13 protein-coding genes are annotated in these 11082 nt (G+C 63.6%); 5 read left to right on the top strand and 8 right to left on the bottom strand.

Going from position 1 to position 11082, the window contains the following annotated elements; translation table 11 throughout:
• Positions 1-103: 103 nt before the first annotated feature.
• The 5 genes from LBC97_15855 to LBC97_15835 all read right to left on the bottom strand — a co-directional run bounded on the left by LBC97_15855 (position 104) and on the right by LBC97_15835 (position 5120).
• Positions 104-382, bottom strand: a complete 279-nt coding sequence (locus tag LBC97_15855; protein ID MDR2567496.1) for a hypothetical protein — start codon at positions 380-382, stop codon at positions 104-106.
• Between the two features lies 1 nt (position 383).
• Positions 384-620, bottom strand: coding sequence for a hypothetical protein (locus LBC97_15850; protein MDR2567495.1), 237 nt, complete (start codon positions 618-620; stop codon positions 384-386).
• Positions 617-1420: a Bro-N domain-containing protein gene (locus LBC97_15845; GenBank protein ID MDR2567494.1), complete on the bottom strand. Its 804-nt coding sequence runs from the start codon at positions 1418-1420 to the stop codon at positions 617-619. Before LBC97_15845 ends, LBC97_15850 begins: the two co-directional genes overlap by 4 nt.
• A gap of 505 nt (positions 1421-1925) precedes the next feature.
• Positions 1926-2909, bottom strand: a complete 984-nt coding sequence (locus LBC97_15840) for a hypothetical protein (GenBank protein MDR2567493.1) — start codon at positions 2907-2909, stop codon at positions 1926-1928.
• Positions 2910-2939: 30 nt separating this feature from the next.
• Complete coding sequence (locus LBC97_15835) at positions 2940-5120, bottom strand: hypothetical protein (GenBank protein MDR2567492.1); 2181 nt, start codon at positions 5118-5120, stop codon at positions 2940-2942.
• Positions 5121-5188: 68 nt separating this feature from the next.
• On the opposite strand from LBC97_15835, the gene LBC97_15830 reads away from it, so the two are divergent.
• A complete protein-coding gene (locus LBC97_15830; GenBank protein MDR2567491.1) occupies positions 5189-5413 on the top strand; it encodes a hypothetical protein in 225 nt (74 codons plus the stop codon).
• Positions 5414-5415: 2 nt separating this feature from the next.
• On the opposite strand, the gene LBC97_15825 is transcribed toward LBC97_15830, so the two are convergent.
• The 3 genes from LBC97_15825 to LBC97_15815 are packed head-to-tail and all read right to left on the bottom strand — an operon-like array spanning position 5416 to position 8742.
• The gene (locus tag LBC97_15825; protein MDR2567490.1) at positions 5416-6426 is read right to left on the bottom strand and encodes a ribonucleotide-diphosphate reductase subunit beta; all 1011 of its coding nucleotides are present in this window, start codon (positions 6424-6426) and stop codon (positions 5416-5418) included.
• A complete protein-coding gene (gene terL, locus LBC97_15820; GenBank protein ID MDR2567489.1) occupies positions 6423-8282 on the bottom strand; it encodes a phage terminase large subunit in 1860 nt (619 codons plus the stop codon). The genes LBC97_15825 and terL overlap by 4 nt, the downstream gene beginning before the upstream one ends.
• Positions 8275-8742 carry a hypothetical protein gene (locus LBC97_15815; GenBank protein ID MDR2567488.1) on the bottom strand — a complete coding sequence of 156 codons (468 nt, stop codon included), beginning with the start codon at positions 8740-8742 and terminating at the stop codon, positions 8275-8277. The genes terL and LBC97_15815 overlap by 8 nt, the downstream gene beginning before the upstream one ends.
• A 215-nt stretch (positions 8743-8957) precedes the next feature.
• On the opposite strand from LBC97_15815, the gene LBC97_15810 reads away from it, so the two are divergent.
• The 4 genes from LBC97_15810 to LBC97_15795 form a co-directional block, all read left to right on the top strand.
• Positions 8958-10109 carry a DUF4043 family protein gene (locus LBC97_15810; GenBank protein ID MDR2567487.1) on the top strand — a complete coding sequence of 384 codons (1152 nt, stop codon included), beginning with the start codon at positions 8958-8960 and terminating at the stop codon, positions 10107-10109.
• A 2-nt stretch (positions 10110-10111) separates the two neighbouring features.
• Positions 10112-10558 carry a hypothetical protein gene (locus LBC97_15805; protein ID MDR2567486.1) on the top strand — a complete coding sequence of 149 codons (447 nt, stop codon included), beginning with the start codon at positions 10112-10114 and terminating at the stop codon, positions 10556-10558.
• A 44-nt stretch (positions 10559-10602) separates the two neighbouring features.
• On the top strand, positions 10603-10830 hold the full coding sequence (locus LBC97_15800) for a hypothetical protein (GenBank protein MDR2567485.1): 228 nt from the start codon (positions 10603-10605) through the stop codon (positions 10828-10830).
• 29 nt (positions 10831-10859) lie between these two features.
• Positions 10860-11082, top strand: a 223-nt coding sequence (locus tag LBC97_15795) for a hypothetical protein (GenBank protein MDR2567484.1), incomplete at its 3' end; no start/stop codon positions are given.

Below are 11082 nucleotides of genomic sequence, written 5' to 3'. Positions count from 1 at the left end.
ATGTCCCGCATTACGTCTTTATGCTCTTTCTCGCACAGCGCCGCAATCTCCCGGCTGGTCATGGTGAGGTCGCGCTGTAGGTACTTCACGGTCGCAAGGTTACTCATGCTACCCACCCCGCAAGTTTGGCAATAATCCACGTCGAGCAGATCGACAGCGTGATCACGGCCGTTATGAGTGTGGTAAGAAGGACGCGGTCCATCACGCTGTCGTGCCACCTCGGTCCCCGGACTGCCGCCGGGACGACGGCTTGGGGCAGGTACGGCGCGCCCTCGCTCACCTCGTCGAAGAGCCCAGCGCGCCGGAGCGCGTCAATGACCCCGGCGAGCTCGTCGGGGCTGCACTTGATGTCAATGGTCGTGCTGCTGTTGTGGTATGTCATTTCATTCTCCGTCTATACGGTCGATGCGATCTTGCCGCTTGCAGGTGCGCGCGGCGCGTTCAGGGTGGTTTTTGGTCCATTCGACGACTGCTGCGTGGCGGTCGATGGTGTTGGCGAGGGACAGGATGCGCCGCCATAGGGCGTAGCCGATAAGATTCGACACGACGTACACCCCGCACGCAGTCAGGATCACCACCGTCCAGGTGCCCAGTACGGCGAGCAGATGTTCGATGTTCATGCTTCGGCCCCCTTCGCCTGCGTTTCCTCCGCGCTGAGGTGTTCGCGCAAGAGCCCGGCGACTTCCGGCTTCCAGAGAATCTGGTAGCCGCTGTGTTTGTTGCTGTAGGGCCGCGCGGACGCAAACCGGGTGCCCTCGCTGGACAGTTCCCATTCCCCGCGCGGGTTCTTGAACTGTAAGCCAGCGTCGGCCAGGAGCCGGTTGGCGAGCACCGCGGCCCGGCGGCCTTCGCCCAGTGCGAGGGCCTCGCCAACTTTCGTCGCGTTGAGAGAGGTGTCCGGCCCGGTGAGGGCTGGAAGCGCAACCCGCAGGTCCTCGATCTGGATGCCCGTATTGGTGCGGACGCAGTTGAGCGTTGCAGCGGCGGCGATCCCCGGTTCCACGCCTGGGACCGTCGCAACGAAGTTGCCGAGGTTCACAATCGCGGTCACGAGGGCATCGACGCCGGCTTTCCTGACGACGTATCCGCCGGTCTTTCGGATGGACGGGAGGACCTCGGACGTGACCCATTTCTTGAGTCGCTTGGCTTCCGGTTTGGACGAGCCGAGGATCAGGGAGTACAGCCCGGACTCGTTGACATGGTTCGCTTGCTGCGTCCTACCTAGGGTGTCGATGACCTCACGTTTCGTTAGGTCATCCCCATCGACATGATCCGGCAGTGTCTTCGATGGGTTCGCGTAGCCCAAAATCTCGCAAACGTCATTGGCGTTGAACCAGGATTCTCCGGACTCGTCCGTGACGACGCGGACTTGGTGGTCCTCGAAGATAAAACTGTTTGGTACGACATCTGTGTTACTCATGGAATGCTCCTTCGTGGGATGGACTTTGAGGTTTTTTCCGACTCTGGAAAAAACTCGGGGGCACGCCTGAGTTTTCGCCAGTTTTGGCGAAAACTCGGAATGGCGCGGTGACGGGCCCTAAGTTGTTGATTATTTCGAAATCCTCCATTGGAGGAAGCCGGGTGGGGCGTTCCCCTTTTAGGGGGAGACGTTGCAAAATCAGCGCTTTGCGCGCAGTGGCTACGCCCGTGGGCTGCGCCCGTGGCAACTTCCTCAGGCCGAGGGGCCCAGCTACCCCGGGTATCGCGGGGTTTTCCTCAAGTTGAGGAAAACTTTGTGTGCACATACAATACTCCTTTGTACTCAATAAAAAGAAAAGGGCGGAACCGCGCCGCCCTTCTTTATGGCATCCAGTTGTCAGCGCGCGCTCACAGCGCGAGGCGCACCAGCCACTTCAAGAGTTCCCAGGCGGCGATCGAAGTTCCGGCAACGAGGCCGACGAACCCGGCGATGACGATGTTGGCGTTCATGCGTTCCCCAGGGCTTCTTCAAGCTCGTCGGCGGTGAGCTTGTCCAGGTCCGCTTCCGAGACCGCGGCCCCGGCACGCCGTCCCGCGGCGTCGGAATTCGCCCCGACGCCTGCTTGCGTGGGCGGCTGCCGGTTGGCCGTCGCCACATTGCGCGCGATGGCTTCTTTTTTGCGCGCGGAGGCGGTCTTGGCGCCTTTGGACTCCGTGTCTGTGTCCTCGGCCTTTGTCTTTCCCGCGGCCGCGCCCGAGGCACCCGAAGCACCTTTAAGAAAGCGACCCGCCACAGCGTCCGCGGCCTGGCGCATCGCCCGAGAGGGCGCGATGCCCTGGTTGAGGCGCGTCTCATACTCCGCGGAGACCAGCTTGGTCAGCATCTCATCGTATGCGTCGGAGTTCTGGTCGAATGCCGGGTACGTGGTCTCAATGGTCGTCACGACTTCATCGAGCCGGGCGGCTTCGATCAGGCCCATGGACTGCTCGCGGGCGATGAACTGGGCTTCTGCGCGGGCGCGGTACGCATCGACGTCCCGCATGACCCGGAATAGGCGCGCGGCTTCGTCGGACGGCGCGCCATCTTCCAGCGCCTTGGTGTAGGCGTCTTCGGCGGCCTTCTGGGCGCGCAGCACTTCCTCGAGGTGGGTCTGCTCGACCTGATGCGTCTGGCCCTCCAGAAGCTTGGCTTCCAGTTCCCGGGCGCGGGTCTCTGCGGCTTGCCGCGCGGCCCGTTCCTTCTGGACGGCCTCGTTGAAGCGCGGGCGCGGGATCAGGTTGTCGTCCTTCTTGCCCCCGGCGTCGTCGTCCGCAGCGCTGGTGTCGTCGTCTGCGCCTTCGTCCGCGGCCTCAGAGCCGGGCCCCTCGTCCGCGGGGTCAGCGCCGGGGCCTTCGTCCGCGGGGTCCGCGTCGCCGGTCTCAATCTGGTCCAGTTCGTCAGTGGCATCGTTCCCGAAATCGAGATCGGCGCTGGTGTCGTCGTCAGTCATTTGATACTCCTTCTAGGAGGGTGGGTTAATTCAGGGGGTCGTTGCGTCCGGGTCTTCGGCTTCGCGCAAGCGTGCGAGCCGCTCTTTCGCCGCGCTTTCTTCCTGGCCCTGGGCCGCGGTTTGGGCCTTTGCGGCCTCGCTCGCGGCCTTGACCGCAAGCTCTTGCTCTTTCATCTCCTGCTCCCGGGTGAGTTTCTCGCTCCCGGCGAGCAGGGAGTGTTCCATGCGCTGGCGTTCAAGTTCAACGTCCGCTGCCTGCCGCTGGGCGTCAAGCTTCAAGCGGGCGATCTTGATATCCATTTCCTCGCGGGCCAGCTCGGGGTCCGGGCCTGCGGGCCCGGCCGGCTGCCCGCCGGTGGAGGCCAGGACCTGCGCCTCGACCTGGGTCTTTTGGGCCTGGGCCTCTTTGACCGCAACTTCCGCCGCGGCCCCGCGCTGCTGCATTTCGCGCTGCGCCTGGGCTTCCGGGGACTGGGACGACGCTTCCATCTGCTTGATGAGATCGGCGCGGCGCATGAGCCGGCTGTTCTCGATGAGCGTGGCGTCGGGGATGTTGATGCCCAGTTGCTTGAGCGAGACAGCCTGCTCGAACTGGCTGTCTTCCAGGGCTTGGCGGGCCGGGGCGGAGGCCGTAATGATGTCGAACTCGCCGAGGGTGAGGTCGTTGATGATCGCGCCCGTGGCTTCGTCCGGCTGGTTGACCTGCACTTCTTCGACGGCCCGGTCCAGCCCGTCGTGGGTGATATTGAGGAGCCGCGGCTCGGTGTAGTAGCTCTGGATCAGGGTCAGGACCCGACTGGCGAGCAAGAAGTCGGTGCGCTCGAGGTTATCGAAGAGTTTGGTGAGGTTGGCCGAGCCGCGCTGCTGCTTTAGGGCGATGGCCTTGGCCGCGACGTCCTCCCGGTCGAACCCCTGCATGCTGTCCGAGACGTTGGAGATCGACTTGATGTACTCCTCCGCTTTATAGGTTACGCGGTCCAGGCCGGATGGGATGGCGTTGGCGTGGATCTTTTGCGGCGGGACGTCGCTGTTGAACTCGAGGATGAGGCCGGTCTCGGCCCCGCGCATTTCCAGTTCTTCGACCGTCATGTTGGTTAGTGAGCCCTCTTTGACGACCCAGCCGGAGTTTGCGGTCGAGTTGATGATGTGAAGTTCCTGGCTCGCAGCCTTGTTCAAGAGTTCCTGGGCGGAGATCAGGTTCTCGACGACCCCGACCGAGCGCCCGTACAAGAAGAACGGGAAGAACGGCACGACGGTGAAATGGCGGTAGGGGCTCCAGTCGTCATGCAGGACCACGGGGCCAGCCGTCACGGTCCAGCGCAAGCGTTTGATTTTTTTGTCAATGACTGCCACGTTCCCCTGCTGCCGGTCCAGGTAGGCCGCGATGCGCTCGCGGTCCCAGTTCTCTGGCACTTGCCGCAGGTCCCCCGTTGTGAGGTCGACGAAGTGCTCGGTCTTCGCGTACTTGCGCCATTGGCGTTCGAGGACGCGGATAGATCGGTAGGTGCCGTCGTCCTTGGTGCCTTCGGGGACATCGCCGAGGTTTGAGAAGTCTCCTCCGAACCTGTCGGTGTGTTCAAAGACGCTGTCGTGCCCGAAGATGGGCAGGTCGCTGCCGATGCCGCCGCGCAGGGCCTTGGCGTGTTGCTCGCCGTAGAGCATGGCGATGTCGGGCCATGTCATCCAGCTTGTGATGAAGACGTCGCTCCACTCGTCGGGGTCATAGCTCGACGCGTCCGGGTCGATCAGAACGTTCTTGGCGTTCAGATTGGTGATGCGGACTTCGCCTTGCATTGCGTCGTTGAAGTCGATGCGCACGTCGTAGAACGCGCGGCCCCGGACGATGCCCTCCAGGAAGAGGTCAGACCGCCGCCATTGGAGCTGGTTGGTCTGGGCGATTTGCGAGAAGACCTTGGTGAGCGCGTCCGCGGTATCGGACGAGGCCCCGGCGCGGGGCCTAAAGAGGATGTCCGTGCGGTTTTGGATTTGCTCCCCGAGCATGGTCATTGTCGTGGGGAGGATTTTGTTGAGCGTCAGGACGGGTCGGCCCGAGGCGATGAGCTTGTGCGCGGTTTCCTCTTTCCACTGCTGCCCGAGGGCGAACTGATCGCACCGTTCAGCGTTTTCGATGAACTTGAGGTGCCCACGGTTCCGGCAGTATGTATACCGCTCCCACTGGGCTTCTGCGTATGCCACGTCGGAATTCTTCATTCCTCGAATTTACACGAAGAATTACGAATGTCAAGGGGAAGCGCTCTGTTTCCTGTTAAAATAGGGGCATGATGACAAATTACCTTCGGTCCGAAACCGAGTACGAAGCGGCCTTGGCACTGATCCGGGCCGCGATGGACCTGCCCGAAGACCAGGTCGCCCCGGAGGCGCGCGCTCGGTTTGAGTACGTGGTGGCGCTGGTGGAGGCCTGGGAGCGGGGGCACACCCCGGTCCCCAGGCCCTCCGCTGAGGCGCTGGCCGCGTTCTACCGGGACCAGGCCCGCGTGGCGTAAGCTCACTCCCATTCCAGGCTCCCGCCTGTCTGGTACTCCGCAACGCGGGTCTCCAGGAAGTTCTTCTCTTTTCGCAAATTCGCCTGTTCGTCCAGCCACGGCAGCACGGACTGCGCGCCGGGGAACGGCGTGTCCAGCCCCAGTTGGCCGGCGCGGCGGTTGGCAACGAAGCGGAACTGGCCGATATGCAGGTCCGCGGAGTAGCCCAGGATCGGGTCTTTCAGGATATAGCGGGCGTAGGCGTCCTCGGCGGCGTCGGCTTCTTCCCAGAGCTCGGCTACAGCCCGGGGGTCCAGGGTCAGGTTCTCCTCGTTCATCAGCTCGCGGATGACGCGCAGACCAAAGGCGCAGTGCAGCACCTCATCGCGCATGATGTACTGGAACTGTTCCGCCGTGCCCTTCATGAGGCCCCGGCGTTGCAGGGCGAAGATGGGGGAGAAGCCGTTATAGAACCAGCAGCCCTCGAAGATGCCGGCGAAAAAGAGGTAGGAGAGGGCGAATTCATGCAGCGTCGCCCGGTCGGTCAGGTCCAGGTCCGAGCGCAGGATTTTTTCCAGCCGCCGGTTGGCAAGCGCGATCTTCCCCTGGATGGCGGGCACGACCCGGTAGCGGTTGTAGATTTCCCCTTGTTCCAGGTTCAAAGTCTCGATGCAGTGCTGGTAGGTCCAGGTGTGCAGCGCCTCCTCGTAGACCTGCCGGGCCTGGTAGATTTGGAGCTCCGGGGCGGTCATCTTCTCCATGACGGCCAGGCCGATGTTCCGCATGGCGAGGATGTCGGAGGTGGTGAGGTAGGCCAGCACGTTCTCGAACAGGTGTCGTTCCGCCGGGGTGAGTCGGTGGCGGTAGTCGTGCAGGTCCTGGCCCATGTTGATCTCCGTGGGGGCCCAGTGGTTGCGGTTGGCCGTCAGGAAGAACTCCCAGGCCCAGGGGTACTTGAAGGGGGCGAGTTGGTTGATGTCGCCCTGGCCGCTCACGACGCGTTTGTCGCTGGCCTTGATGGGTTTGGTATTCATGAGGCCATGTGGTCCCGGGTTGTGTGGGTTGCGCGGCGCACGAGGTCGATCCAGCTTTTTTGCTTCTTGATCTGCGGGTCGCGGATGCGGGGGGCGGAGCGCGTGAGCGTCAGCCGCACGCTGTGGGCCAGGGCATCGACTTGGTCGTCGTGCTGCCCGCTGGGGAAATGGAGCAGTTCCCGGATGAGTTCGTCGCGCCATGGGGCTTCTTCTGGGAAGTACACTTTCCCCTGCTGCATCCGGCCCCGGAGGGCGTTGGCGCGCACGAGCTTGTCAGTCAAGGGGCGCAGGACCTCGTGGTTCGGGTAGTAGCGGCGCGCCTTGCACTCCTTCGTGAACTGGAACATGAGGGACTTCCAGATGTGGCCGTCCTCAACGCCCAGGACGCCCGCGTTCCACTTCTGTGCGAAGTCCAGTATGGTCCCGATGATGAAGGACCCGTCGTCACTGCGGAAACGCATGAGGTCGAGGACGTAGAGGTTGTCCGAGGGGTCTTGGCCGATCGTGACACCGACCGTGTAGTCGTTGGCGGTGTCGAGGGTGATGGCGAAGTCCCACGCCTGATAGATAAAGAGATCGTCCCTGGCCGGCGCGGCGCCGTAGTCCCGGATCATGCCTTTATTGAAGTAGATGCCCTCGTCCGGGAGTGGGTTCTGCTGGAAAAGCGCGTCCCAGACGCGTTTTTGCCCGCCGTGGATCATGTTGTTGCGGATCGCCAGCATCATTTCCGTGGAGTAGCGCTCCGGGTGGATGGCCGTGCCGCGGCGTCGGGTCAGCCGCGCGCCCTCCGGGACGGGCAAGCCGGGGGTGATCTGCTGGATGCTGTCATCCGGCATGATGTACTCATCGCCCGCTTCATTGATCGCGGGGTAGCGCACGACCTCGAACTTGTCGCCCCCGGCTTCGGCTGCGGCGATGATGCGCCCGGCCCAGTCGTCTTCGTGCCAGTGCGTCATCAGCCCCAGGACCCCGCCCCCCGGCGCAAGCCGGGTGTAGGCGGTGGAGAGGTACCACTCGAACAGGGCGTCGCGCTGGACCGGGGAGTCCGCGGCCTCCATGTCTGCGAGAAGATCGTCAAGCACCAGAATATGACATCCGCGTCCCGTTATGCCACTGCCATTAGACGCAGCCAGATACCCCCCGCCCGCCGTCATGTTCCAGTTCTCAATCGATTGGCTGCTCGGGTCGAGCACTGCGTCCGGGAACACGGAGTTGTACGCGGGGTCGCGGATGAGATCGCGCATGTAGCGCGAGAAACTGCGGGAGAGCGTGAGGGAGTGGGACGCGGCGATCAGCTCCCAATCGGGGTGCTTGCCCAGGACCCACGCGGGGAAGTGGCGGCTGGAGAGTTCGGACTTGCCGGAGCGCGGCGGACAGAGCAGCAGGAGCCGGGGCGAGTGCCCCGCTTCGACGCGCTCCAGGAAGCGCTCCAGACGGCGGCAGATGTCGTCATGCACCCACCCGGCCAGGTACGCGGGCCGGAAGCGCTGGACAAACGGGAGGAGCCGGCGGCGGCAGAGCGTCCGGGCGGCCAGTTCTTGCCGGGGGTCCGTCGGCGGGATGTACTCCGGGGCCTTGTACTCGCCCTCGGGCGCGGCCTCGGCCTCCCGCTTCTTGTTCTTGCGGGTCTTCTTGCGCGGGGCCCAGGACTCGGGGTCGGTGGGGATCGGCGCGGCGGGGGCTGGCAGCGGGGGCGGCTCCGGCTCCGGCGCCAGCGCTGCCGCCACGGCCGCGGCCTCGGCATCCGCAGCTTCCGCTTCTGCCTCCGCCTCGGCCTCCGCGGCCAGGCGCGCGGCCTCTTCCTCGGCGCGAGCGCGCAGGATGTCGCCGAGGGTGATATCCCCGAAGTCAGCCATTGGGGACTTCTTCGGCGTCGATGACGTCCGATTCCAACGGGGTGTAGTCCCCGCGCATGATGCGGTGCAGTTCGGCGTCCGACATCTGCTGGAGCCGGGCCTGCACCCGGTTCTCCGAGACCGTGAGCGCGACTTCGAGCTTGTCCGGTTCCTTGTAGCCCAGCATGTCGTTCAAGATTTTGACCCCGGCGAGCATCGCCTGGGGGTCTGAGAGCGTGCGGGCCATGTCGATCGCCTCCAGGGCGACCGCGGCCATGTCGACCCGGCGCAGCCCGGAGACCTCGCGCAGGTCGTAGCGCGCGGCGTCGAGCTTCGCTTGCACCTCGGCCACGTTTAAGAGCTTGTAGCCGGTGGCCTGGCTGAACCCGGCTTCTTTCGAGGACGCGGCCACGCTAAACCCCGCCGACAGTGCGTCTACAAACGCCTGTTGCTGGTCGAGGAGGATGGATTTTTGTCTCATTTGTTCTAAATCATAGCATCATTCGCAATTCTTCGTCAAAATTCGCGTTTCTACGTTGACTTGTCCCATTTTGGGTTGTATAGTGGGGATGCCAGTGTGAACTCTGGCGTTCGCCCTTCGCGCTGCGTTATGCGTGTTTCCGCCTTTGTCGGCGTCAATGACAGATCAATCTCGGCTCATGTGAGTCGGGTGGTTTTAATTGATAGGAGCCGACAATGGCCTTTACTAAATTCGGGGAGCTCCAGCCCGAACAAATCACGAACTGGAACCGCGTCCTTTGGAAGAACGCGCGCAATAAAAGCTGGCTGAACACAGTGTTGGGCACAAGCGCCAACAGCGTGGTTCAGCACGTCAAAGAACTCACGGTCAATGGCAAGGGCGCTCGCGCTGCGATTACGCTCGTGCCTGATGGCGAAAACGACGGCGTGGCGGGAGACCGCAACCTGGAAGGTCGCGAATCCGCGCTCACCAGCGTCGCCCAGTACATCACCATCGACCAACTCGCGGCCGCGCACATCAACAAAGGGGTGATGGACGATCAAAGAACGATCGTCAATTTCCGTGTGCAAGCCCGCGACGCCCTGGAGTACTGGCTCTCAGATCGTATCGATCAGCTCGCGTTCCTGACGCTGGCCGGCATCGATTACAAGTACCGTCCGGACGGCTCGGAGCGCCCCATCGGCGACCCGGATGTCGTGACCGAGCTTCACCTGCTCGATTTCGCCCAGGACGTGTCTCCTCCGACGGAACGTCGGCGGATTCGGTGGGCAAAGAACACCGCGGACTCTGATGGCGCGCTGGTGGTCGGCGGGGTCTCCGGCGACGTGGTCGCTACCGACACCATCACCTGGAACATGATCGTCCGGCTCAAAGCCTGGGCGCATTCCAATTACATCAAGCCCGTGCGCGGACCGAATGGCGAGGACCTGTACCACCTGTACGTCCCCCCGTTCGTCCTTGCGGATTTGAAGCTTGACCCGGCGTACATGCAGGCGGTGACGCACGCTGCGCAGCGGGGCGACAAGAACAAGCTGTTCTCCGGCGGCATCCTGCCCGTCGATGGCATCTACGTTCATGAGCATCGCTGGGCCCCGAGCACCATCCGCGCCCCAGCGGGCAGCAAGTATGGCTCCACGGGCAATATCGACGGCGCGCAGTTGCTGTTCTGCGGCGCGCAGGCCCTGGCATTCGCCGACCTGGATTCGGTCAATTGGTGCGAGAAGAAGTTCGACTATGACCGCCGCAAGGGCATCAGCGCGGGTCGGATCATCGGCTTCAAAAAGCCCCTGTTTCCGAATCGTTATACGAACGGACAGTCCGAAGACCACGGCGTTGTCTCCGTTTATGTCGCTACAAAAGGAGCGTAACCATGGCTCGCACATTTAAACCCGTAGGCGCCTCGCAGCACGTCGAGGCCCTCACGCTCACGCTGCGCTACGACGACATCATCAAGGATGTCGCCGGCGGCACGCACGACTTGAAGACCGCCAGTGCGAACTTCGTCGCGCCGATTGCCAAGCTGCCGCATCTCGCGCGGATCATCGGCTACGCCGCCGCTGCTGACACCCCGTTTACGGTCGGTGGCGGCTCCGGCGCGGGTTCCACGATCCTCACGCTGGCCTCCGACGCCTCGGGCACCGCCATCGGCACGGCTATTCAGGCCGGCGGCCAGGCGCTGCTCCCGGGCGTCTCGCTCGGCGATGACGCGACGCTCTACTTGAAGGTCACGTCCGGCACGACCGCCGCGACCGCGGGGAAGACGTCGCTCACCGTTCTGTTCGTGGTGCCTGGTCGCGCAAACGAAGTCACCGGCTGATGCCATTCCCGCGGGGGCAACCCCGCGGGGCTAACAGGAGAAAGATGATGGCGAAATACGTACTGGACCGCGACCTGGTGGTCGCGAACAAAAGCGGGCGCGGCGTGCGCTTGATTGCCGGGATCGCGACTTATGTTCCGCCCGCGCTCGAGACCGACGTGCTGGCCCAAGGCGCCAAGCGCGTGGATGCCGCCGAAGGCGGCGTCAAGGACGCTGCGGACGCCGGCGTTGCGGTGGTTGCCGCGACTGCTGCCGCTGCCAAGAAGCGCTGACCTGAGCCGGGCACGCAGGACGCGCAGCCATGCGAATCTACCGAAGCTGGGACCCCGGGGCCCCGCAGATCGACACGGACGAGGACTCATTTTCGGATGAACTCGAGTGGTCGCTTCTGCGCGAGTACATCCCGGTGTTCCCGGCTGAGGCTGCGAATTACCCGACTGGGGACGCGTATGTCGACTCGCTCTCCGAGGCGGAGCAGGATGCGCTCGCGGAGGCGGAAGACGCATATCTTGCCTCGCTCTCTG

The sequence above is a fragment of the Bifidobacteriaceae bacterium genome (assembly GCA_031281585.1).
Taxonomy (GTDB): Bacteria; Actinomycetota; Actinomycetes; order Actinomycetales; family WQXJ01; genus JAIRTF01.
Note: the sequence above shows the minus strand (reverse complement) of the source record. Positions and strands in the feature narration are given on the sequence as shown.

Excerpts from the sequence above, each read along its gene's own strand:
- LBC97_15855 (MDR2567496.1), bottom strand. The coding sequence starts at position 382 with ATGACATACCACAACAGCAGCACGACCATTGACATCAAGTGCAGCCCC.
- LBC97_15850 (MDR2567495.1), bottom strand. The coding sequence starts at position 620 with ATGAACATCGAACATCTGCTCGCCGTACTGGGCACCTGGACGGTGGTG.
- LBC97_15845 (MDR2567494.1), bottom strand. The coding sequence starts at position 1,420 with ATGAGTAACACAGATGTCGTACCAAACAGTTTTATCTTCGAGGACCAC.
- LBC97_15840 (MDR2567493.1), bottom strand. The coding sequence starts at position 2,909 with ATGACTGACGACGACACCAGCGCCGATCTCGATTTCGGGAACGATGCC.
- LBC97_15835 (MDR2567492.1), bottom strand. The coding sequence starts at position 5,120 with ATGAAGAATTCCGACGTGGCATACGCAGAAGCCCAGTGGGAGCGGTAT.
- LBC97_15830 (MDR2567491.1), top strand. The coding sequence starts at position 5,189 with ATGATGACAAATTACCTTCGGTCCGAAACCGAGTACGAAGCGGCCTTG.
- LBC97_15825 (MDR2567490.1), bottom strand. The coding sequence starts at position 6,426 with ATGAATACCAAACCCATCAAGGCCAGCGACAAACGCGTCGTGAGCGGC.
- terL (MDR2567489.1), bottom strand. The coding sequence starts at position 8,282 with ATGGCTGACTTCGGGGATATCACCCTCGGCGACATCCTGCGCGCTCGC.
- LBC97_15815 (MDR2567488.1), bottom strand. The coding sequence starts at position 8,742 with ATGAGACAAAAATCCATCCTCCTCGACCAGCAACAGGCGTTTGTAGAC.
- LBC97_15810 (MDR2567487.1), top strand. The coding sequence starts at position 8,958 with ATGGCCTTTACTAAATTCGGGGAGCTCCAGCCCGAACAAATCACGAAC.
- LBC97_15805 (MDR2567486.1), top strand. The coding sequence starts at position 10,112 with ATGGCTCGCACATTTAAACCCGTAGGCGCCTCGCAGCACGTCGAGGCC.
- LBC97_15800 (MDR2567485.1), top strand. The coding sequence starts at position 10,603 with ATGATGGCGAAATACGTACTGGACCGCGACCTGGTGGTCGCGAACAAA.